The organism is Edaphovirga cremea, from assembly GCF_003332275.1.
Lineage (GTDB): Bacteria > Pseudomonadota > Gammaproteobacteria > Enterobacterales > Enterobacteriaceae > Edaphovirga > Edaphovirga cremea.
In genome coordinates this window covers 126,827-148,838 of sequence record NZ_QOVA01000001.1, presented here as the reverse complement: position 1 = coordinate 148,838, position 22,012 = coordinate 126,827, and the positions used below count along the sequence as shown (strand labels likewise).

At 50.2% G+C, this 22,012-nt stretch carries 19 protein-coding genes and 1 other annotated feature; of the genes, 7 read left to right on the top strand and 12 right to left on the bottom strand.

The window, feature by feature from the left end:
- Window positions 1-81 precede the first annotated feature (81 nt).
- On the top strand, window positions 82-270 hold the full coding sequence (locus tag DRI82_RS00680) for a GhoT/OrtT family toxin (protein ID WP_114191593.1): 189 nt from the start codon (window positions 82-84) through the stop codon (window positions 268-270).
- Between the two features lie 51 nt (window positions 271-321).
- On the opposite strand, the gene ushA is transcribed toward DRI82_RS00680, so the two are convergent.
- Window positions 322-1,977 (bottom strand): bifunctional UDP-sugar hydrolase/5'-nucleotidase UshA, encoded by a 1,656-nt coding sequence (gene ushA, locus DRI82_RS00675; protein WP_114191592.1) that lies wholly within the window; start codon window positions 1,975-1,977, stop codon window positions 322-324.
- Between the two features lie 299 nt (window positions 1,978-2,276).
- On the opposite strand from ushA, the gene DRI82_RS00670 reads away from it, so the two are divergent.
- Window positions 2,277-3,497, top strand: a complete 1,221-nt coding sequence (locus DRI82_RS00670; protein WP_114191591.1) for an MFS transporter — start codon at window positions 2,277-2,279, stop codon at window positions 3,495-3,497.
- Between the two features lie 230 nt (window positions 3,498-3,727).
- Entirely contained in the window at window positions 3,728-5,419 is a 1,692-nt protein-coding gene (gene ybaL / locus DRI82_RS00665; protein ID WP_114191590.1) for a YbaL family putative K(+) efflux transporter, read from the top strand.
- Between the two features lie 86 nt (window positions 5,420-5,505).
- On the opposite strand, the gene DRI82_RS00660 is transcribed toward ybaL, so the two are convergent.
- The 9 genes from DRI82_RS00660 to DRI82_RS00620 all read right to left on the bottom strand — a co-directional run bounded on the left by DRI82_RS00660 (window position 5,506) and on the right by DRI82_RS00620 (window position 15,072).
- Window positions 5,506-6,810 (bottom strand): inosine/guanosine kinase, encoded by a 1,305-nt coding sequence (locus DRI82_RS00660; RefSeq protein ID WP_114191589.1) that lies wholly within the window; start codon window positions 6,808-6,810, stop codon window positions 5,506-5,508.
- A 72-nt stretch (window positions 6,811-6,882) separates the two neighbouring features.
- On the bottom strand, window positions 6,883-7,845 hold the full coding sequence (gene hemH, locus DRI82_RS00655; RefSeq protein ID WP_114191588.1) for a ferrochelatase: 963 nt from the start codon (window positions 7,843-7,845) through the stop codon (window positions 6,883-6,885).
- Between the two features lie 213 nt (window positions 7,846-8,058).
- Window positions 8,059-8,703: an adenylate kinase gene (gene adk, locus DRI82_RS00650; protein ID WP_114191587.1), complete on the bottom strand. Its 645-nt coding sequence runs from the start codon at window positions 8,701-8,703 to the stop codon at window positions 8,059-8,061.
- A 161-nt stretch (window positions 8,704-8,864) separates the two neighbouring features.
- Complete coding sequence (htpG, locus tag DRI82_RS00645; protein WP_211317623.1) at window positions 8,865-10,733, bottom strand: molecular chaperone HtpG; 1,869 nt, start codon at window positions 10,731-10,733, stop codon at window positions 8,865-8,867.
- A gap of 169 nt (window positions 10,734-10,902) precedes the next feature.
- The gene (gene recR, locus DRI82_RS00640; protein ID WP_114191585.1) at window positions 10,903-11,508 is read right to left on the bottom strand and encodes a recombination mediator RecR; all 606 of its coding nucleotides are present in this window, start codon (window positions 11,506-11,508) and stop codon (window positions 10,903-10,905) included.
- Window positions 11,508-11,837 carry a YbaB/EbfC family nucleoid-associated protein gene (locus DRI82_RS00635; protein WP_114191584.1) on the bottom strand — a complete coding sequence of 110 codons (330 nt, stop codon included), beginning with the start codon at window positions 11,835-11,837 and terminating at the stop codon, window positions 11,508-11,510. The genes recR and DRI82_RS00635 overlap by 1 nt, the downstream gene beginning before the upstream one ends.
- Before the next feature lie 53 nt (window positions 11,838-11,890).
- Window positions 11,891-13,867: a DNA polymerase III subunit gamma/tau gene (dnaX, locus tag DRI82_RS00630; RefSeq protein ID WP_114191583.1), complete on the bottom strand. Its 1,977-nt coding sequence runs from the start codon at window positions 13,865-13,867 to the stop codon at window positions 11,891-11,893.
- Window positions 12,494-12,558: a sequence feature (DnaX frameshifting element), on the bottom strand. It overlaps the preceding gene by 65 nt.
- Before the next feature lie 74 nt (window positions 13,868-13,941).
- Window positions 13,942-14,493, bottom strand: coding sequence for an adenine phosphoribosyltransferase (gene apt, locus DRI82_RS00625; RefSeq protein WP_114191582.1), 552 nt, complete (start codon window positions 14,491-14,493; stop codon window positions 13,942-13,944).
- Between the two features lie 198 nt (window positions 14,494-14,691).
- Window positions 14,692-15,072 (bottom strand): DUF454 family protein, encoded by a 381-nt coding sequence (locus DRI82_RS00620; RefSeq protein WP_114191581.1) that lies wholly within the window; start codon window positions 15,070-15,072, stop codon window positions 14,692-14,694.
- A 264-nt stretch (window positions 15,073-15,336) separates the two neighbouring features.
- Between DRI82_RS00620 and priC the strand changes: the two genes are divergently transcribed.
- From priC to rsmS, 3 genes are all read left to right on the top strand, one after another.
- Complete coding sequence (priC, locus tag DRI82_RS00615) at window positions 15,337-15,876, top strand: primosomal replication protein PriC (protein ID WP_114191992.1); 540 nt, start codon at window positions 15,337-15,339, stop codon at window positions 15,874-15,876.
- An 87-nt stretch (window positions 15,877-15,963) separates the two neighbouring features.
- Window positions 15,964-16,212: a GlsB/YeaQ/YmgE family stress response membrane protein gene (locus DRI82_RS00610; protein WP_114191580.1), complete on the top strand. Its 249-nt coding sequence runs from the start codon at window positions 15,964-15,966 to the stop codon at window positions 16,210-16,212.
- A gap of 11 nt (window positions 16,213-16,223) precedes the next feature.
- The gene (gene rsmS, locus DRI82_RS00605) at window positions 16,224-16,397 is read left to right on the top strand and encodes a pleiotropic regulatory protein RsmS (protein WP_114191579.1); all 174 of its coding nucleotides are present in this window, start codon (window positions 16,224-16,226) and stop codon (window positions 16,395-16,397) included.
- A 51-nt stretch (window positions 16,398-16,448) separates the two neighbouring features.
- On the opposite strand, the gene mscK is transcribed toward rsmS, so the two are convergent.
- Both mscK and acrR read right to left on the bottom strand, forming a co-directional pair.
- The gene (gene mscK / locus DRI82_RS00600) at window positions 16,449-19,757 is read right to left on the bottom strand and encodes a mechanosensitive channel MscK (protein ID WP_425452615.1); all 3,309 of its coding nucleotides are present in this window, start codon (window positions 19,755-19,757) and stop codon (window positions 16,449-16,451) included.
- A 225-nt stretch (window positions 19,758-19,982) separates the two neighbouring features.
- Window positions 19,983-20,660, bottom strand: a complete 678-nt coding sequence (acrR, locus tag DRI82_RS00595) for a multidrug efflux transporter transcriptional repressor AcrR (RefSeq protein WP_114191577.1) — start codon at window positions 20,658-20,660, stop codon at window positions 19,983-19,985.
- Window positions 20,661-20,802: 142 nt separating this feature from the next.
- Between acrR and DRI82_RS00590 the strand changes: the two genes are divergently transcribed.
- Window positions 20,803-21,996, top strand: coding sequence for an efflux RND transporter periplasmic adaptor subunit (locus DRI82_RS00590; protein ID WP_114191576.1), 1,194 nt, complete (start codon window positions 20,803-20,805; stop codon window positions 21,994-21,996).
- Window positions 21,997-22,012: the final 16 nt, after the last annotated feature.

Genomic DNA, 22,012 nt, shown 5'->3' with positions numbered 1-22,012 from the left:
TAGCAATAACTGGCGTCATGCGTTTGATAATGTGTTGTTAGGAGAATAAAATAAGCTGTTAACAGAATGAAACAAGGAAGAATGGTGTCTGTAAACTCTACATGGGATGTTATCAAGACCGTCTATTTCTTCGGGTTCGCGTTTTCGGTGTTGTTTACGCTATTGGTCAGTCGAGACAATTCCTTCCTGATCCGCCTGCTCACATCCACTCTCATTGGTTTGACGTGGCCACTCAGTCTGCCAGTGGTGCTTCTTTTCTCTCTTTTCTGAGGAAGGAAAATGAACAGGTGCCAAACTGGCACCTGTTGGCAACATAACGCTTTATTTATAGACGATTTCACCTTTCGGCTGATAATCTTCGGCTTTCAGCGGGGAGTGTTTCTCAATATATTGTTTCAACACTTCAGCATCGACAAAACCGGTATTGACGTAGCTCGGGTGGTTGTCAACTTTAGGATAACCATCGCCCCCTGTTGCATTGAAATTGAGCGTAGCCATACGGTAAGTTTTATCCGCCTGCAACGGCTCCCCCTTGATCTTGACATCGCTCACGCCATTTTTACCATCAGCGACCAGACTCACATTGGCGAACTGCGCATAAGCCCCGGAGTCGACTTTCATGTTCGCAACAACGCCCAGATACTCCTGGACCTCACTGCCCTCAAGATCGACATACACCAGCGTGTTGCCGAACGGTTGCACTTTGAGCACGTCTTTATAGGTAATATCACCGGGTTCGATGGAATCACGCACACCGCCACCACTCATTACGCCAAAGTCAGCACCCGCACGCTCCATCTGCGCCGCCAGCAATACGCGGGAAAGATTGGTCTGCACAAAACGAACCTTGCTGCGGTCGCCCTCCAGCTTATTATCGACGCTGCCGACTTTCACTTCCAACTGCTCTTTCCCTTTGTCCTGGAAAGGCGTCAGTAATTTCAGCATGTCACTGCTTTCGGCAATCTCCTGAGTGTAAAAAACCCGCTCGCTGGTACCATCGGCTTTCTGCACCTTTTTCTTCAGGTTGACTGGGATCAGTTGGTAGTGCACCAATTTCAACTCACCGTTACGGAACTGGAAGTCCGCACGACCCACGTATTTACCCCACTCATGCGCCTGTACAATCCAGGTTCCATTTTGACGATCTGGCGCGCAAGGTGTACCTGGCACATAGTCGACCTGCTTTTTATTTTCGCTCGCCATGCAGACCGGATCCTGCGAGTGTCCCCCGACAATCATATCGAGATAGCCAGCGGGCAGGCTGCGCGCCATCTCCACATCGCCCGGTGCATTGGAACCATGATTGCCGTTGTCATAATGGCCCATATGGGTGGCAGCTATAATGATGTCCGGTTTTTCCTGCTTGCGCAGTTCTTCAACAACAACTTTGGCCTCTTCTGCGGGCTTGTGGAAAACGATGTCCGTGAAGTTTTCAGGATTACCGATTTTGATCGTGTCATCCGTGGTTAAGCCGATGACTGCAATTTTGATCCCCTGCTTGTCAAACAGGGCATAAGGCTTGAACAGACGGGTGTTGGTGCTTTTTTGATAGATATTCGCCGAGAGCAGAGGAAATTTGGCCCATTTTTCCTGCTGACGCAGCACGCTCAACGGGTTATCAAACTCATGGTTCCCGAGAGCCATGGCGTCATACCCAATCAGCGTCATGCCACGGAAATCGGGTTCAGCATCCTGTAAATCAGATTCTGGCACACCAGTGTTGATGTCTCCGCCGGATAACAAAAGTACGCTTCCTCCCTGCGAAGCCACCTGCTGACGAATCTCATCGACCAGCGTTTTCTGCGCTGCAAGGCCATATTCACCGTTGTCGTTATGCCAGAAATGGCCGTGGTGATCGTTGGTATGAAGAATGGTGATATCGTAGGTTTTATCTTTTTCCCAGGCATTGGCAAGCGCCGGTAACAAAGAAAGTGAGACGGCTAATGCGCAGGCAGTGGTTTTCAGCGAGAAATGCATGGACACTCCAGTTCATAAGTGGGTCAGCAGGGAATTCAGGTCAACCTGGATCGTTTTGACTGATAATCCTCGTGCAATCTGACAGGTAAAATACACCCCGTTTGCGTGGGGGAACATGACAGCACACTGATATTTATCAACTGGTTAAAATTGTACCCTGAAAGGAAAGTGAGTTGTTTCAACATTTTTGTGACACACGTCAAATTATGTCTGTTGTGGTAATAAAAAATCCGGGTGATTAAGATGTGAACGGTACACCCTCTTTTTGACAATAAAAAATAATAAGGCTGCATGTAATCATGAACCATCGTTCTGAGGTCGCTGGTAAGGCGTCCGTTTCACCGGCAGTAAAAGGGACTGCATTTTCAATATTGGGCGCTATAAGCGTCTCGCATTTATTGAATGATATGATCCAATCGCTGATTCTGGCGATTTATCCGCTGTTGCGAAATGAGTTCTCACTCAGCTTTAGCCAAATCGGACTTATCACGCTGACCTACCAGCTAACGGCATCCATGCTGCAACCCTTGATTGGCCTGTATACCGATAAACATCCTCAACCTTATTCCTTGCCAATAGGCATGGGATTTACCCTTTCCGGACTGCTGTTGCTCTCGGTTGCCAATAGTTTCCCCTTGGTATTGCTGGCCGCAGCATTGGTGGGCACGGGCTCCTCCGTTTTCCATCCAGAGTCTTCACGGGTGGCGAGAATGGCGTCTGGGGGGCGCCATGGGCTGGCGCAGTCGCTTTTTCAGGTGGGCGGGAATTTCGGCAGTGCGATGGGGCCGTTACTGGCAGCATTGATTATCGCCCCCTACGGTCAAGGCAATGTCGCCTGGTTTTCATTGGCGGCATTGCTTGCGATTGTCGTGCTGTTACAGGTCAGCAAATGGTACAAAATGCAGCAGCGGGCAACAAAATCCTCGGCTGCCGCTTCCCATAATGTAAAAACGTTGCCCAGATGCACCGTGATTTTCTCCCTGACGATCCTCTTGGTGCTCATTTTCTCCAAGTATTTCTATTTGACGAGCCTAAGCAGTTATTACACCTTTTATCTTATGCATAAATTCGGTGTTTCGGTGCAGAATGCTCAATTTCACCTCTTTGCCTTTCTGCTTGCTGTTGCAGCAGGGACCATCATTGGTGGGCCAATTGGCGACAAGATTGGTCGCAAATATGTTATTTGGGGCTCAATCCTCGGCGTTGCGCCGTTTACGCTTGTTTTACCCTATGCAAGTCTCTACTGGACGGGTGTTCTGACGGTGATCATTGGGATTATCCTCGCATCGGCATTCTCCGCCATACTGGTCTATGCACAGGAGTTGATCCCGGGAAAAGTCGGGATGGTTTCGGGACTATTCTTCGGTTTTGCTTTCGGTATGGGCGGGTTAGGCGCGGCAATACTGGGGTATGTCGCTGATTTGACCAGTATTGAATTAGTGTACCAAATATGTGCCTTCCTGCCTTTGCTTGGCATTCTTACTGCATTACTGCCCAATATAGAAGACAAGTCGTCATAATCCCTGCTTTTTCTATGGTTGATGCGTCATTGTCACTAAGCAAATAGTGCTTGTCACATCAGCCCATTTTCCTTTAATGTAATATAAATGACGTCTTCATGTGTTTTAATCAGCATTCCCTTCGTTTTATTGGCGAAGAGTAAATTTAATCAGGCAAAAATGTCATTTTTACCATAAACTAATAAGAAATCCCGCTGCCCCCTACCCATGCATAACTAGAAGGAGTCTGGATGCATAATTCAACCCCCTTAATTACAACAATTGTGGGAGGTTTGGTACTTGCCTTCCTTTTTGGCATGATCGCCAATCGCCTGCGCATCTCCCCTTTAGTCGGTTATCTTGCTGCTGGCGTTCTTGCCGGTCCCTTCACCCCAGGTTTTGTTGCTGATACCAAGTTATCGTTAGAACTGGCGGAAATTGGCGTAATTCTGCTGATGTTTGGTGTTGGACTCCATTTCTCCCTGAAAGACCTTCTGGCCGTTAAATCCATTGCTATTCCCGGTGCCGTTGCGCAGATCACAGTCGCGACCATTTTGGGTATTGGCCTGTCGCATATGTTGGGCTGGGATCTGACCAGCGGCCTGGTATTTGGACTGTGCCTCTCTACCGCCAGTACCGTCGTTCTATTGCGTGCACTGGAGGAACGGCAACTGATTGACAGCCAACGCGGGCAAATCGCTATCGGTTGGCTGATTGTTGAAGATTTGGCCATGGTATTGACGCTGGTTCTGCTGCCTGCGTTCGGTAACATGATGGGTAATGAGAACGCCAGCACGGGTCAACTGTTCACTGAACTGGCTATTACCATTGGTAAAGTGATCGCCTTTATTACTCTGATGGTGGTGGTAGGCCGCCGTGTGGTTCCGTGGATTCTGGCAAAAACCGCCAGTACCGGTTCGCGCGAACTGTTCACCTTGTCTGTTCTGGCGTTGGCAATGGGTATCGCCTACGGCGCTGTGGGGCTGTTTGATGTCTCCTTTGCGTTGGGCGCGTTCTTTGCGGGTATGGTTCTGAATGAATCCGAACTGAGCCAGCGTGCAGCCCATGACACCCTGCCCCTGCGCGATGCTTTCGCCGTGCTGTTCTTTGTCGCGGTGGGAATGCTGTTTGATCCGATGATAGTGATTCAGGAGCCAATGGCCGTACTGGCAACGCTGGCCATCATCGTGTTTGGTAAATCCCTGGCAGCCTTTGCGTTAGTAAAAATGTTTGGTCACTCAAAACGTACTGCGTTGACCATTTCAGCCAGTCTGGCGCAAATCGGTGAATTTGCGTTCATTCTTGCGGGTCTGGGTATAACCCTCGGTATGCTGTCAGAACATGGGCGCAATCTGGTACTCGCGGGATCGATCCTGTCAATTATGCTCAACCCGCTGCTGTTTTCCCTGCTCGAGAGTTATCTGGCTAAAACTGAAACCATCGAAGATCAGAGCCTGGAAGAAGCGGTTGAGGATGAGAAACAGATCCCTGTCGATTTGTGCAACCATGCACTGCTGATTGGTTATGGTCGCGTAGGCAGCCTGCTTGGCGCCAAGCTGACCGCTGAGGGCATTCCTCTGGTGGTTATCGAGAGTTCGCGTACGCGCGTTGAGGCGCTGCGTGAGCAGGGAATCAAGACCGTGCTCGGTAACGCCGCCAACTCAGAAATACTCGATCTCGGCAGGCTGGACTGCGCACGCTGGTTATTGCTGACCATTCCCAACGGCTATGAAGCCGGTGAGATCGTTGCCGCAGCCAGAAGCAAACGGCCTGGCATCGAAATTATTGCCCGGGCACATTACGACGATGAGGTGACGTACATTATCGATCGCGGTGCGAATCAGGTGGTAATGGGCGAACGTGAGATTGCCAATAGTATGCTGACGATGTTGTGTATCGAGGATATGACCGAGGAAGATAAACTGCCAATGTGCCCAATCTGATCTCTGTGCATTCGTCGTTAACGGCAGAAGCCGTGAAGGAAACCAAAGCAAAAAGGCGCAAACGCGCCTTTTTGCTTATCTGTGACTTAACGCTCCCAGTATGACTCTTCCAGGCTGTCTTCTTTCTCTGGGAGTCCACGGGTCAGCCGTGGCGAATGCTGGTTCAATACCTGATAACTCACCCGGTTTGCATATTTGCATACCTGCGCCAGCGAAGAATAGGTCAGATAACTGCGGACGTGTTTACTGGAGTTTGGCACGTTGTTGCGGTGAAAACCGTTCGCGGCAATATCATGCAGCAACGCTGAAAGCGCACCGTCCCCCGCCCCATTGGTGTTCATGATTTTTTCAGGCCCGCCCATATAAGGCGCGATGTGTGAATAAATCCGCAATGGATTCTCACAAAACTCGTGGCGCATCGCCCGGCTGAACTCGTATAGATTGAATTCTGCAATGGCGCCGGGCAGCAAAGGATGCTGGGTCTGACGTTTATTCGCCTCTTCAGTGAAGCCCGCCATATAGAGACCGTTTGGCCCAGCGGTACACAGCACCAGATCAACCCAATCCAACGCCATATCAGATGCCATCAACGGATCGCTCAGACCAGTCAATTCGTAGGCTTCATCTTCATTCATTGCCAGAATGGATACATGTTCACGCAGAAACTCCCGCCAGGCCAAGGGATCGTCTGCGATGACATATTTGGTGCCCAACGTCAGAACCACCGGCACCTGATATTTTTTCGCATACGCAATCGCCTGCATCGTCGCTTCCGGCATCGGTTCACCTTTTTTGCAACGAACCAGATATGCAGTCAAAACGAGAGCAGAGGCCCCGGCAATCACCTCTTCAGGGATACTTTCCGCTTTCAGTTGATTCATCTGCCCAGGGCTGATGGCAAATGTCCGCTCACCGTTTTCCGTGATCAGGGTAAAACAGCGGCCAATGGCACCGTCCACCGCTTGCAGGTAGTTAAGATCGGTTCGGCTTGATGTGTTGCAAAGATAGCGATAGGCATAACTGCCAATTTTGACATTACTGCACATCACACCGAGCAAAACGGAGCGATCGTCAGCCAACACTGAATAATTGTGCAGGGTGTTGCCGATGGTTCCGCCAGCAAACTGGTGGGTGATCAGATTGTTGTCAGTCAATTCCTGATAAAGCGCCTCTGCGATATCGTCTTCAATCACCAGCGAGTGACCTTTGCTCAAACCGTAGCGGGCGATAAACGCATCATCGACATTGGCTTCAATATCCACCAACGTCTGGTCGATACCGACCACGTAGGAGCTGCTGACTTCACTTTCTGGTTGGGCCTGCTGAAGTAACGGATCGCGGGCATTAACCGGGAAATAGTGCTTGGACTTACGTTTACCAGGAAATTTCATGTGGCTGATTGATGGCAGTGTGAGGATTCAGGCGGAGGATGTTAGCACAACTCTCCGCCCGGATAATGGTTTTTAAAAGTGTTGCGTGACCAGTTGCTGCAACAGATCAATATGTGCTGGATCATCATTAAGTGCAGGAATGTATTCGAATTTTTCGCCACCCGCATGCATGAAAAACTCACGATTCTGCTCTTTGATCTCTTCCAGAGTCTCCAAACAATCCGACGCAAAACCCGGACAAATCAATTGGATATGCTTGACACCCTGCGCCGGTAGCCCCTTCAGCGTTTCATCCGTATACGGTGTTAACCAAGGCTCACGGCCAAAGCGCGACTGGAAGGTCATCATCACTTTATCGGCAGGCAATTGCAGCGCCGCAAACAGTGCGCGGGCGGTATCCTCGCAGCGTTGGGGGTAATCATCGCCCAGATTGGCATAACGTTTCGGAATACCATGGAACGACAGCACCAACTTATCCGGCACGCCATGCAAGGCAAAAGATCGCTCAACGCTTTGTTTCAACGCGGCTATATACGCAGGATGTTCAGCGTAATCGCGAATAAAGCTGAGTGATGGCAGGCGTCGGTAACGTTGCAGAATACGGGCTACGGCATCAAACACCGCTGCGCTGGTTGAACAGGAATATTGCGGGTAAAGCGGCAGCACCACCAATTTTGTCACCCGTTGGGCAAGTAATTTATCAATACCCTGCTCAAGCGACGGAGAACCATAGCTCATGGCCAATTCTACCGGTGCATTGGGTAGTCTGGCTGCCAGCGCCTTATGCTGTCGACGACTGTATACCATCAGCGGTGAGCCTTCTTCCATCCATACCGATTGGTAAAGTTTGGCGACTCGCGGTGAACGGATCGGGAGAATGATGCCATTAAGAATCGGCCACCACAGAAGACGGGATGTATCAACGACACGGCGGTCGCTTAGGAATTCCGCCAAATACCGTTTGACCGCCTGTGGTGTAGGCGCATCTGGAGTCCCCAGGTTCACCATCAACACACCGTATTTCTCTTGCGCCATGACCCTTCCCTCTTTTCGCTTCCCCGGTGTTTAATTACCTATATTCAATAGGGTTGCGGATTTGTGAATGATAGACATTGTATCGGAAAAGAACGGAACAGGAACCGATATCAACAAAAGGTCTGAATATGGAATTGCGGGCAAAAAAATGCCAGGCATTGAGCCTGGCACAACTATTCCGATCGCGTTGCACTTATTCCGATCGCGTTGCACTCAACCTAAAATGGTTGCCAGTTCGCTGCTGATTTCAGCCACTTTGCGCGTGCCGTCGATTTTGAAATATTTCGTGTTGCCCGCTTCGGCTTCTTTGCCATAGTAAGAGATCAGCGGTGCAGTTTGCTGGTGGTATTCCACCAGACGTTTACGCACTGTTTCTTCCTGATCGTCTTTGCGCGTCGTCAGTTCTTCGCCGGTCACGTCGTCTTTACCTTCCACTTTTGGTGGATTGAATTTGATGTGATAGACACGACCAGACGGCGCGTGAACGCGACGACCGACAATTCGATCGATAATCAATGCATCAGGAACGTCGAATTCCAACACATAGTCGACTTTGATACCCGCTTCGTTCATGGCATCAGCCTGTGGAATAGTACGCGGGAAGCCGTCCAGCAGAAAACCGTTGCGGCAGTCTTCCTGGGTAATGCGTTCTTTAACCAGAGCTATCACCAATTCGTCGGTAACCAGTTTACCGGCATCCATGATTTCCTTGGCCTTCTTGCCCAATTCAGAGCCTGCTTTTACGGCAGCACGCAACATATCACCGGTAGAGATTTGCGGAATACCGTATTTCTCCATGATGAATTGAGCCTGAGTACCTTTACCTGCGCCCGGAGCGCCCAGCAGAATGATACGCATCGCGTAAATCCCCTTGCTATGTAGTTTTTATTAAAATATCGAAAACGCTCAACGATACCATTGTGAGGGTCTCCGCTCAAGAAAGCTGCCGCAATTGCAGATTAATCCCTACCTATAAAAAAAGCCCCCTAGGGGGCTTTAGTATGGCAAATTCAGGGCCATCAGGCTTGCAGTAATTGGTTCATTCGGCGGATAAACTGGTTTGGATCGTCCAGCGTGCCACGTTCTGCCAGTAATGCCTGATCGAGCAACAGCTCAACCCACTCACTGAAGTGCGCGTCATCGTTCACATCAGAGGCGCGTTTGACCAGTGAATGCTCAGGATTCAGCTCGAAAATGTATTTCACTTCCGGAGCCTGCTGACCGGCAGCAGCGAACAGTTTCGCCATCTGCGTCGTCATTTCATTGGCATCGGTCGTAACAATCGCTGGTGTATCGGTCAGGCGATGAGTCAGGCGCACGTCTTTAACGCGTTCACCCAGCAGGGTTTTCACCCTTTCAACGAACGGTTCCAACGCCTTTTCTGCTTCTTTCTTCTCTTCACTCTCTTCGTCAGCCAATTTATCCAACGCTTCATCAGCCTTACTGACGGACTGGAAGGATTTACCATCAAATTCAGTCAGGTAACTCATCATCCACTCATCAATACGTTCTGAGAGCAGCAGCACTTCGATGCCTTTCTTACGGAACAGCTCCAAATGCGGGCTGTTCTTGGCTGCCGCGTAGCTGTCAGCAGTGATGTAATAGATCTTGTCCTGACCTTCCACCATCCGGCCCACATACTCTTCCAGCGACACGGTTTGTGCATCACTGTCGTTGTGGGTGGTGGCGAAACGCAGCAGTTTTGCGATGGTTTCTTTATTGCTGCCATCTTCTGCCGGGCCTTCTTTCAGCACCAGACCGAACTGCTGCCAGAATTGCTGGTATTTTTCGCTGTCATTTTTCGCCAGTTTTTCCAGCATCTGCAACACACGTTTGGTCAGCGCATTACGCAGGTTTTGGGTAATACGGCTGTCTTGCAGGATCTCACGCGATACGTTCAGTGGCAGATCGTTTGAATCGATCAGACCACGAACAAAACGCAGGTAGTTCGGCATGAACTGCTCGGCTTCATCCATAATAAACACGCGCTTTACATACAGTTTCAAGCCGTGTTTATGTTCGCGGTTCCACATATCCCATGGAGCCTGCGCAGGAATATACAGCAGGCTGGTATATTCCTGTGTGCCTTCGACGCGGTTGTGGCTCCAGCTCAGCGGATCGGTAAAATCATGGGCGATGTGTTTGTAGAATTCTTTATATTCGTCATCGCTGACTTCAGATTTACTGCGGGTCCACAGCGCCTGGGCCTTATTGATTTTCTCCCAGGTGACGGTACCATCTTCTTCATTGCGGCTTTCAATCTCAACCGACAAGGCGATATGGTTGGAGTATTTACTGATGATTGAGCGCACGCGCCAGTCGTCCAGGAACTCTTCGGCGTCTTCGCGTAAATGCAGGGTAATTTCCGTACCACGATCTTCTTTGGTGATGTCCGCAATGGTGTAATCACCTTCACCCGCCGATTCCCAGAATACCGCTTCGTCAGCGTTGGCACCTGCCGCACGAGTACGCACGGTCACTTTATCAGCCACGATGAAGGCAGAATAGAATCCCACCCCGAACTGACCAATCAACTGGCTGTCTTTGGTTTGATCGGAGCCCATCGACTCAAGAAATGCTTTTGTGCCAGATTTGGCGATCGTCCCGAGGTTATCAATCACCTCATCGCGGCTCATCCCGATACCGTTATCACTCAGCGTCAGGGTACGTTTTTCTTTATCGCTGGAGAGACGCACGCGCAGGTCGCCATCACCGTTATAAAGTTCAGGGGCAGAGAGCGCACGAAAACGGAGTTTATCCGCCGCATCGGAGGCATTGGAAATCAGCTCGCGAAGGAAAATTTCCTTATTTGAATAGAGCGAGTGAATCATCAGGTGAAGAAGTTGTTTAACTTCAGACTGGAACCCGCGGGTTTCTTGACCTTTCATACTCATTGTCTACCTCAATCCTTAAAAAAATATTCGATCAGGTTAAAAAGTGTTGGTCATGAGATGGGGATGGTGGGAAGGAATTTCAAGGTAAAAAATGAGATTGTGTCGCGCAAACTTGTGGAAACGAAATAATAAAGGCCGGAGATATCCAGCCTTTAGGGAGAACTCAGTACTTTATCGGATGCCTGCCAGCCAACGAATGGGATAGCGTTGTGCCATCGACCATTTCCAGTTCGCCACCCACCGGAACACCGTGTGCGATCCGGCTTGCAAGAACGCCATACTGGCCGCACATGTCGCCGATATAGTTGGCCGTTGCGTCACCCTCTACGGTCGGGTTGGTCGCCAGAATCACCTCATTGATGGTCTCAGATGCCAGACGCTCCTCAAGGCGATCCAGGCCGATATCGCCAGGACCAATGCCGTCCAGAGGCGAAAGATGCCCCATCAGCACAAAATAGCGACCAGAAAACTGCCCGGTCTGCTCAATGGCATGAATATCTGCCGGGCTTTCCACCACACAGATCTGCCCATTTTGCTGCCGACGCGGGTTGGCGCATATCGTGCAGATATCCTGTTCGGTGAACGTCCGGCAATCTGAACAGTGACCAATTTCAGACATCGCACGCGTCAGCGCCTGCGCCAGTCGCATGCCACCACTGCGATCGCGCTGCAGAAGCTGGAATGCCATACGCTGTGCTGATTTCGGGCCAACGCCCGGAAGGCAGCGCAGCGCCTCCATTAATGTTTCAAGGAGAGGGCTGGTCTGCATCAGAACGGCATCTTAAAGCCTGGCGGCAGTTGCATACCGTTGGAGACGGAAGCCATTTTTTCTTTCTGGGTTTCATCAATACGGCGAGCCGCATCATTGAAGGCCGCTGCGATCAGGTCTTCCAGCATCTCTTTGTCGTCTTCCATCAGGCTCTGATCGATTTCGACGCGACGGCAGTTATGTGCCCCGTTAATAGTCACTTTGACCAGGCCTGCGCCCGACTCACCCGTGACTTCCAACTTGGCCACTTCTTCCTGCATCTGCTGCATTTTTTCCTGCATCTGCTGGGCCTGCTTCATCAGATTACCAATACCGCCTTTACCAAACATAATCATCTCTCATCGCAACGGGCCGCGCTTGTAACCATTACCTCACGCGGCGATTAAAGGGGGCGGATACTCTCTTCATCCAGATCCGCATCAAAAAAGCGACGCAGGGTCTGGATGTTGTTATCCGCTATTATCGACTGACGCGCCTGCGCCAACTTTTCTTCATAGATGGCTTGTCGCCATTCCAATGGGGTTTTCACCGCTGGATTATCATCTTCTACTATCGTCAATTCAATGGGGCTACCATATAACTCACTCAAAGCCTCCTTCAGCGTGTTTTGCGCAGAAGGCGAATTCAAGTGCCGTTGGGAGGAGCGCAACCGCAATAATACCGTGCCCGCTGGTGATGTATCCTTGAAAGCGTTCAGTGCCAGTTGCTGCACCAGCTTCGGTAATGGGAGTTTTTCAATCTCCGCCGCCCAAGGATCGCGTAGCAATGACTCTGCCGCAAGCTTAGCAGACAGCTCGGGCGTTTTCTCATGCTCAAGCGCAGAACGCAATGCTTTGGGCGTAGTCACTGGTTCAGGATCGACGTCTGGCTGAGTCAGCGCTTTCCAGCGATAGGCTTCTTTTTTTACGGGTTTTTCTGGCTCAGGGCGTGCCGCCAGACGTTGCTGGGTACGTTCAGTGACTGAGGCGAGACGCTCCAGTACTGAATTCGCCGGCTGCGCTCTACCTGGCGCCGCCGGCTCAGCTTTTTTTGGGTTGGTATTTCCGTGTTGCCTGAGCAACTGGGTTCGGGCCTGTAGCAATTGTGCCGTCGTACCCGTAAGGGACTCTCCGCCCGTCGTGGTGTTTTGCGGTGCTGCGGCGGGTTTCTGCGATGCCGCCGGTTGGGCTGAATCAGGCGCAGGAACCAGCTGATGGCCTTGAGAAGGTGGTGATACCGCTGGGTTATTTGCTTGTACGGCAGGCGCGGACACGACAGGCTCGGCGATCACCACTTTCGGGTGAAATGCCAGCGCGCGCAGCAACGTCATCTCAACCCCCATACGCCGATCGGGCGCATAAGCCAACTCTTTACGACCCACCAGCAGGGTCTGATAGTAGAGCTGTACGTCCGTCGGCGCAATGACGCGCGCCAATTCACGTAAGCGCTGCTCAACAGCCGCATAGTGATTATCGAGTACAGAAGGCAGGAGTTGTAACATCGCCACCCGATGCAGCAATGCCAGTGTCTCCACCAGCAAAGTTTCCCAGTCAACACCGCGCGAGGCGGCCTGTTCAACCTGCGCCATTACCCGTGCGCCATCAGCGCTGACTAACGCCTCAAGGATCGCCAGCGGCTGCTCATCATCAAGGGTACCCAACATCTGGGTGACGGTCAGGGTGGTGACCTGCCCTTGCCCCATGGCGATCGCCTGATCGGTGAGGCTCAATGCATCACGCATACTGCCATCTGCCGCGCGGGCAATCAGTTGCAATGCACGCGGCTCACTGTCGATCTTTTCAGCCTCAAGCACCATGGTCAGTTGAGTGCGAATCTGATCGACATCAAACACTTTCAGATGGAATTGCAGGCAGCGCGACAATATCGTTACCGGCAGTTTCTGCGGATCCGTGGTCGCCAGCAGGAATTTGACGTGAGACGGTGGCTCTTCAAGAGTCTTGAGCAACGCATTGAAACTGTGACGTGAAAGCATGTGCACTTCATCGATCAGGTAGACCTTGAAACGCCCACGCGCTGGCGCATATTGCACGTTATCCAGCAATTCACGGGTATCTTCCACTTTGGTTCGCGAAGCCGCATCAATCTCGATCAAGTCGACAAAACGCCCCTGCTCGATTTCGCGGCAATTATCACATTTACCACAAGGGGTCGCTGTAATGCCGGTTTCACAATTCAGCCCTTTCGCCAACAACCGGGCAATGGTGGTTTTACCCACACCGCGCGTGCCAGAGAAAAGATAGGCGTGATGAATCCGCCCCATCGAGAGACCATTGGCCAACGCAGTCAGGACGTGTTCCTGACCAACTATGTCGGCAAACGTTTGTGGACGCCACTTACGGGCCAGAACCTGATAGCTCATTAATACCGGAAAGGTCGAGTAAACTTGAGGGTCATGCTAACACAGCCTCGTCGGTATCGGCGAGGCTGATGTGATTAATGGCCAGCGAATGAGACCAGACTGTAGCAGTTGATACCCTGATTGGTCAAACGCGCTTCGCCGCCCAGTTCAGGCAGATCGATAATGAAAGCCGCATCACTGACGTCACCACCCAGGCGGCGAATCAGTTTCACGGTCGCTTCAATCGTACCGCCAGTCGCCAGCAGATCGTCAATGACCAGAACTTTGTCACCCGCCGAGATCGCATCCGTGTGGATCTCCAGCTTGTCGGTGCCATATTCCAACTCATAGCTTTCATTAATCGTTGCGCGGGGGAGTTTTCCCGGTTTGCGCACAGGAACAAAACCCACACCCAATACCAGCGCAACCGGTGCGCCAAACAGAAATCCACGGGCTTCGGTACCCACAACTTTGGTCACACCCGAATCACGGTAACGATCGGCCAGAAGCTGGATGCTGGCGGCGTAGGCTTTTGGATCTTCCAGCAGGCTGGTGACATCGCGAAACAGTATCCCCGGTTTTGGGTAGTCCGGAATGGTTTTGATACTGTCTTTAATAAACTGAAGCTGTTGCGCTGTTGCGGTCATAATAAGTGCCTGAAAAAGCTGCCATTCATACTTAACGCAGGCCACCTGATATCCCCACACCGGTGAGGCCCAATACCTGATTCCTATCCTATATAAAGGAAAGGAAAGGAGAACAAAGGAAATTCCTGGAGGTAACCCGCGCCCGAAAACGCTCAAATCTATTCAAACTGGCAAAGAATTGCAACTGATGCGGGGCCATCACTCTCTTTTTTGTTGCTCCACATCAATAACCGGCATTCGCCACATCATCACCAGTAAAAACGTCATCATCATCAGCAGTATTATCCGCACCCACACTATTTTTACCAGCACCAACGACACGGCAAATGTAACAACTATCACCAGCGCAGCTCGGATTTTCATGCCCGGCGGTAAGGCGCGGTGTTGTTGCCAATGGCGCAAATAGCTGCCGAACCAGGAGCGGTATAGCAACCAGTAATGGAATCTCGGAGAAGAACGGGCAAAACACCACGCCGCAAGCAGCAGGAACGGCGTCGTCGGTAATAAAGGAAGAACAACACCCAAAGCAGCCAACGCGACCGCCAGCCACCCGAGAAATATCAATACTGTACGATACATAACCCCCCTGCCAATTCTGCCGTTCTTACCTTATTGAATTTAACTGCCGTTATTAAATTTAACGACCAGAGTGTAGCAACCCTCGTCTGTAATACATAAAAAAACCGGCGTTCTAAAATCACAACACATTGTCGTTCTGCATTGACGCCAACGTAGCCAGAACGTTTAGTCATAGATACCCACTTATTGCTTTCTTAAAAGATGCTGCTTGTGTCTGGCGAAGCAAGAATGCAAGCTAACCTCGGTAAACTGGGAGAAAACATCGTGAGTACGCAGAAAATCCTACAGCGGTTGGAACAGCAGGTAGAGGTATTGGCAAAGGAGATCGAACCTATTGCGAGTACACCCGCGCGCCAGGCTCGCTTTGATGTGGCACTTTTTAGCACGCATGGAACCCGATTAAGGGATTATCTGGCTGAGGTCAGGAAGAATCTTGCCCATCTGATACTGGTTGTGGATGAACGCCGCCCAGAGCAAGTGGCCTTCCTGGCAGAAAAACTGGTCGCGCAAATCACAGCCCTTCAGCGTGAATTGGCAACACAAACGCTGCGTACTACCGATCAATCCAGGCTGGATACCACGCCGCAGGATCTCTATCATAAATTGGCCGAACATCAACAGTTTGAACGTAGATTAATCGCCATGATTGAAGATCGTGAAAGTTCTTTGGGTCAGCAGAGTACTTTCGCACAGCAGAAGAAAATTCAGCAGGAATTGGCCGCACTTGAGGGACGACTCATGCGTTGCCGCCAGGCAGTGAAAAGAATTGAGCGTAACATCGAGAGAAAAGAAAACGGTTTTTGAATCTTTATCACAATTTTTTAAAACGTTTACCTTACAGCGTAGACAATTATCTATACTATAGACTGAATGCCTGACCGGGAGATATTTATGGGACTGATTTCATGGATCATTCTTGGGATTTTGGTTGGGTTGCTGGTAAAAATTCTTATGCCAGGTAAAGACGGAGGTAGCATGATTTTGCTGATCGTGTTAGCCATTTCAGGCGCACTGGTTGGCGGCTATATCAATGCTTATTTCGAATCAGCTACCGTCGCAGGGTTCAGTTTCAGAAGCTTGGTTTTCGCACTGACAGGCGCAATACTGATTCTGTTTGTATATCGCAAACTCAAAAATTAACGTTGGCTTCCATGTCAGTAGAAAATGCGCCGCCAGAGCTACAGCTCGCAGTCGATCTGATTTATCTTCTTGAGTGCAATGAAATTGCACCAGACGTTGCTTTGGCAGCGTTAGAGATTGTTCAACGCGACTATCAGGAAAAGCTGAATCTTAAAGGCGATCGATCCATCAGCTATTGCTCATAGCATACAACGAATGCCTGGCCCCTGCTGTTCCTGGCTCCCGGCATTCTTCCTCTATTCGTTCCCTTTTTCCCCGCTCACACCGTCACCCGTTATACCGGGCATTGTGCGTTTCACCTCGCAGATCTCATTGCCCTTGTCGTTATGCAAATAGACCTCCAACTGGTTGAACGCAACATTGATGTCATTTTCACGGCAAAGCTGGTCGATGCGTCGATTTAATTCATCCACGGTATAGCTACGGTCACCCAACTCGCGGACATACAAACGCAGTTCGTGCTCCAGTGAACTGGCACCAAAATTGAGGAAAAAAACCTCTGGGACAGGATCCGCCATGACCCGGGTATTTTCTTTGGCAGCCTGCAAGAGTATCGCTTTGACTTTTTCCAGGTCAGAGCCATACGCCACGCCAATTTTAATCAGAACACGAGTGACGGTATCCGACAGCGACCAGTTAATCAGCCGTTCAGTCACAAACGCTTTGTTGGGAATGATCACTTCTTTACGATCAAAGTCGGTGATGGTTGTGGCGCGAATTCGGATCCGGCTAACCGACCCCGAGTAAGTGCCAATCGTGACGGTATCCCCAATGCGAATCGGCCTTTCAAACAGAATAATCAGACCAGAGACAAAGTTGGCGAAAATTTCCTGCAAGCCGAAGCCCAGCCCTACAGATAACGCCGCCACCAGCCACTGTAACTTATCCCAGGAGACACCCAGCGAGCCTAGCGCCGTCACGGCACCCACCGTGATAATCAGATAAGTCAGGATAGTGGTGATCGCATACGAAGCGCCCTGCCTGAGTTGCAGACGCGAGAGCACCACCACTTCGAGCAAACCCGGCAAGTTTCTTGTCATCACATACGCCACAATCAATGCGAGAAAGGCGATTAACAGATTACCCAGCGTGACACTCTGCAAGACATTGCTGCCTGCTACATTACTGGAGTAATGCCAGAGGGAAATGCTATCGAGATAGGAGATCACGGTCACCAGATCTGACCAAATCCAATAGAACAGCGTAGCGAATACCAGGAACAGCACCATGGTTGTCAAACGCATGGATTGCTGATTTATCTGATCCAGCGCCAAAGGCGGTTCTTCAACAGCTTCATTACCTTCCGTACTCTCTTTTGCCATACTTTGGCGCCGGGCGAGTGCCCGCCGATAAGCCAGACGACGTGCCGCGACGCTCAACCCGCGAATGGCGGAGAGATAGACAATATTCCACAGAATCAGCAAATAGATGCTGTCGATCCAGCGTCCAGCCAACTGCAGGGTAGTGTAGAAGTAACCGGCCAACATCAAGCCGATGAGGAATAATGGCATGACAGAAATCGCGGTAATTATCACCAAAAGCACTGCATGGGAATTTTTCGCACGCCATGCATCGCGGCAGGTCGGGAAGATCAGCACCGCCAATAATGCCAGCGTGAGGAGAATAACTATCTGGCCGATGATGTCATCAACCAGCCGCAGTGGCGCTTTCTCTCCCAGTACCGACCAGAAAATCAATGGCAACAACGCCAGCCCAAACCGGATCACCTGCCGTCGATAGTGTGCACACATTTCAGCACTCATATTGAAATGGCGTTCACTGATACCACCGGGTGCCAGCAGGAAAAATGTGCAACCAAATACCAACTCGAACAGGGCCAGGCACCGCGCCAGACTCCAAATAAATTCGCTGATATTGATTTCAGATCGATACACCCAGTAACCGATCCCCAGCGTGATCAACACGCAGGGCGCAACTTTAAATAACGTCAGCAGTAAAGCTTCCGGCGTGTGCAGTTGCGTATCACGCTTCAACTGCCCGACATCGTTGCTTAATTCGGTTATACGGCGGTTAAGGGACTTGAATCGCCAGACCAGCAGACCCAGCACGACCACCAGCGGAACTTGAAAGAACAATGAGTCAAAGGCTCCCACCAGTAACGCACCCGCGGGAAAGTTGAAATTCAGGGCACTGACCTGGGCTTTCACCGCGTCAGGTAATTCCTTGATCCACGTCCAGTTCATCGGCTTGTTACTGCTGACCCAGAAAATTTGCTGAGTGAGCGTATGTGTCAATGAATCGCTAACGTTCAGCAACTGCTGCTGATTGATTTGCAGATTAATAGAGAGTGCGAGCTGATTACCCAGTTGCTTATTTAACTGATCCAACAGTTCCCGACGCATGTCGATAATCTGCTCCAGTGCATCATCAACATCATCACTCATTTTTTCTTTGCTATTGCCGACAACTTTCTGAATATAGTCATCACCTTGAAACAGCTCATCGCGCTGCTGATTGATGTCAAATTGCTCAAGGCGAAGATCGGCGATGCGCGTCCCCATGTCCGTCATCAGACTGGGAGATGGCAAGTTCTGTTGTTGTTGGTAAAGAATACGCGACAACAGCAGACTGCCTTTCAACACGCTGATTTGTTCTTTCAGGTTACGCTCTGACTGCAAAGCACGATCGAGCCAATTTTTCACCCGAATGTTCTGCTGAACCAGCGTATTGCCCTCTTCCGTTGCAGCGATTAGCCGTTGACTCAATTTACGGTTGATATCCAGTTCCTGGCTAACCAGCGGATCGTTCTGGATATTCGAGGCGTCATCCGGGGTTTGTGCCTCTTTGGCCGTTTTCTCCGAGAGCGTCAGGCGTTTCCCGTTAACCACTCCCTGGAGAAGCTGGACCAGTCGTTCGAGTTGATTGATGTGTGCCGTCGTATAATCACGCTGCTTTTGCAATACATCCTGCAGCGTCGTATTGGCTTCCAGATTTTTACGTTGCAGCTCCACCTGCGCATTCAGCAGAGCCTGCTCCGTTGCCAGCATCACCTGCTGGGAGGGTCGCAAATTGTCCTGGCTCGGAAGCAAACCGTTTAACTGGTTGCGTATTTCCTGAATGCGCTGGGAATAGCCAAACATCGCACTTTGCACACGTTCGGGCTGGGTTTGCAGGGAGATAAGTTGGCTATTATACGTTGAGAGGTTTTCCTGGGCAGTTTGCAGGTCATCCAACGTTTTATTCAACTGGCTCTCCAACTGGCGTAAGGAGAGGTGGATTAATCCTTCTTTGGTAACGGTGTCACTGTCGCCATTTTTCAACGCTTCCAGTCCATCAGTCGCAGTTTTCAACTGTGATGGCGCTTGCGTAACCTGCTGTTTAAGTTGATTACTATCTTGCTTGACCCGTTCCAGTGCATCCAGCCATTCCAATGTCCGGGTGAGATCCTGCTCGGTGAGTTTTTCGACGGGCGTGACATTTTTTTGTTTGTTCAGCGCATCAAGCTGATTCTGTATTTCATTGCGCGTCGGTAAATCGTTACTTGCCGCCCCACGGGCAATTGGCACAGTCAAAAGAAAAAACATGATAAGAAAGAGTGTAAAACAGCTGCGGAAAAACGCCCTTTTGTGGCATAAAGAGGCAACTGAAGGCGGGCAGAAAAACCGGCTACGCATGATTTAACTTCATCTCAATGAGGAAGTACAAAGCGTAGCACGTTGCACCCTTGCCCACGAATAAGAAAACTCTGTCAGAGAGAACGGAACTTTATTATTCAACTATTCTATAGCCTGAAAAGATATGAGGGTGTTTCAGGTAGGCATTGTTCTCAGCATTTCAGGGTCTGGATACGCGTTGTTCAGCAACAAATTCGGACTGAGTTTCAGCATGTCTATATAGATGTCGACATAGGTTCCAGCGCTCAATTTCAGATCGAAACTTTCCGGCATAAATAGCCAGTTTTCCATTAAGCCTGTGATATAAGAGCGTAATACGATTGAGGCACGGCGGGTATCGAGTAATGGCGGTAATTGGCCGAAACAGATGCATTTTCGCAGCACAGCTTCGATTTTCTCATTGCCAGCAATGTAAAGTACTTTGCGGGCGAGTTGCAGCGAGATCATTTCTCCAACAAACTCGCATTTATGAAATATGATCTCCATCAAAGCACGGCGGTGAGGATCATCAACAGTAGCAGTAAGGATGTAAATCAGTATTTCTCTTAAAATACAGAGTGGATTATCGGGATACTTTGTCTGATACTCTAGCTCGAGGTCACCAATTTTAGACTCAGAGATTTCCCAGACTTCATTGAAAAGGTCAACTTTGTTTTTGAAATGCCAGTAAATTGCACCACGCGTGACACCCGCGGCATTGGCGATATCTGCCAATGACGTCGCAGAGACACCTTTCTCTGAGAATTCCCGCACAGCAGCATCGAGTATCTGTTGTCGGGTTTCTAGCGCCTGCTGTTTGGTTTTTCGTGCCATAGCATTGGTTTTTCGGGGAGTTATGATTTACATACATTCGTGAATGTATGTACCATAGCACGCACATATATAAAACGCAGCAATGGGTTTTAAAGCTTGTGATCCATTGATCAATTTGAAATCGGACACTTGAGGTTTTTCTATGAACAAAAACAGAGGGTTAACGCCTCTGGCGGCAGTTCTGATTCTTTCAGGCGCGTTGGTACTTACAGGATGTAATGACAAAAATGCCCAACAAGGCGGCCCACAACAGGCGCCTGAAGTGGGTATCGTCACGCTGAAAGCAGAACCGTTGAACATCACAACGGAGCTACCAGGCCGCACAGCTTCATTCCGTATTGCTGAAGTTCGCCCCCAAGTAAGCGGTATTATCCTTAAACGCAACTTCGTTGAAGGCAGCGAAATTAAGGCCGGCACCTCCCTTTATCAGATCGATCCGGCACCTTATCAAGCCACGTATGACAGCGCCAAAGGCGATTTGGCTAAAGCGAAAGCCAATGCTGAAATTACCCGTTTGACGGTAAATCGCTATAAGCCCCTGCTGAATACCAATTTTATCAGCAAGCAAGACTACGATACTGCGGTGTCCAATCAACTGCAGGCTAATGCAGCCGTTGTTGCGGCAGAAGCCGCACTGGAGAGCGCACGCATTAATCTGGCCTATACCAAAGTCACTTCGCCAATCAGCGGACGAATTGGTAAATCCAGCGTCACTGAAGGGGCACTGGTTACCAGTGGTCAATCAACGGCATTGGCTACCGTGCAACAAATCGATCCGATCTATGTTGATGTAACCCAGTCCAGCAATGATTTCCTGCGTTTGAAACAGGAATTGGCAGATGGCTCGCTGAAACAGCAGGATGGCAAAGCCAACGTCAAACTGATACTGAACAACGGCTCGGAATACAAGCCAACCGGTACGTTGGAGTTCTCGGAAATCACCGTGGATGAGACAACGGGTTCGATCACCTTGCGTGCGATCTTCCCTAATCCGGACGGTTCACTGTTGCCAGGTATGTTTGTACGCGCCCGTCTCGATGAAGGTATCAAAAGCGATGCATTACTGGTTCCGCAACAAGGCATTACCCGTAACGCCCGTGGTGAGGCAACTGCCATGGTGGTCGGTGAAGGCGATAAGGTAGAGCTCCGCACCTTAACGACTGCCCAGGCCATCGGTAACAAATGGTTGGTCACGGCCGGTTTGAAAGCGGGTGACAGAGTCATTGTTACAGGTTTGCAGAAAATCAAACCCGGCGCTCAGGTAAAAGTACAGGAAGTGAGCGAAGACGCACCGAGCCAGGCTGATCCCAAGTCTGAACAAGCCAAGAAGTCTTAATAGGAGCCGGTAATAC

Bases quoted from the DNA above. Each gene is read 5' to 3' on its own strand.
- adk (WP_114191587.1), bottom strand. From the start codon at position 8,703: ATGCGTATCATTCTGCTGGGCGCTCCGGGCGCAGGTAAAGGTACTCAG.
- DRI82_RS00635 (WP_114191584.1), bottom strand. From the start codon at position 11,837: ATGTTTGGTAAAGGCGGTATTGGTAATCTGATGAAGCAGGCCCAGCAG.
- rsmS (WP_114191579.1), top strand. From the start codon at position 16,224: ATGTCAGTAGAAAATGCGCCGCCAGAGCTACAGCTCGCAGTCGATCTG.
- DRI82_RS00670 (WP_114191591.1), top strand. From the start codon at position 2,277: ATGAACCATCGTTCTGAGGTCGCTGGTAAGGCGTCCGTTTCACCGGCA.
- DRI82_RS00660 (WP_114191589.1), bottom strand. From the start codon at position 6,810: ATGAAATTTCCTGGTAAACGTAAGTCCAAGCACTATTTCCCGGTTAAT.
- DRI82_RS00620 (WP_114191581.1), bottom strand. From the start codon at position 15,072: ATGTATCGTACAGTATTGATATTTCTCGGGTGGCTGGCGGTCGCGTTG.
- ybaL (WP_114191590.1), top strand. From the start codon at position 3,728: ATGCATAATTCAACCCCCTTAATTACAACAATTGTGGGAGGTTTGGTA.
- acrR (WP_114191577.1), bottom strand. From the start codon at position 20,660: ATGGCACGAAAAACCAAACAGCAGGCGCTAGAAACCCGACAACAGATA.
- apt (WP_114191582.1), bottom strand. From the start codon at position 14,493: ATGACCGCAACAGCGCAACAGCTTCAGTTTATTAAAGACAGTATCAAA.
- DRI82_RS00680 (WP_114191593.1), top strand. From the start codon at position 82: ATGGTGTCTGTAAACTCTACATGGGATGTTATCAAGACCGTCTATTTC.
- recR (WP_114191585.1), bottom strand. From the start codon at position 11,508: ATGCAGACCAGCCCTCTCCTTGAAACATTAATGGAGGCGCTGCGCTGC.
- hemH (WP_114191588.1), bottom strand. From the start codon at position 7,845: ATGGCGCAAGAGAAATACGGTGTGTTGATGGTGAACCTGGGGACTCCA.
- dnaX (WP_114191583.1), bottom strand. From the start codon at position 13,867: ATGAGCTATCAGGTTCTGGCCCGTAAGTGGCGTCCACAAACGTTTGCC.
- htpG (WP_211317623.1), bottom strand. From the start codon at position 10,733: ATGAAAGGTCAAGAAACCCGCGGGTTCCAGTCTGAAGTTAAACAACTT.
- DRI82_RS00590 (WP_114191576.1), top strand. From the start codon at position 20,803: ATGAACAAAAACAGAGGGTTAACGCCTCTGGCGGCAGTTCTGATTCTT.
- ushA (WP_114191592.1), bottom strand. From the start codon at position 1,977: ATGCATTTCTCGCTGAAAACCACTGCCTGCGCATTAGCCGTCTCACTT.
- mscK (WP_425452615.1), bottom strand. From the start codon at position 19,757: ATGTTTTTTCTTTTGACTGTGCCAATTGCCCGTGGGGCGGCAAGTAAC.
- DRI82_RS00610 (WP_114191580.1), top strand. From the start codon at position 15,964: ATGGGACTGATTTCATGGATCATTCTTGGGATTTTGGTTGGGTTGCTG.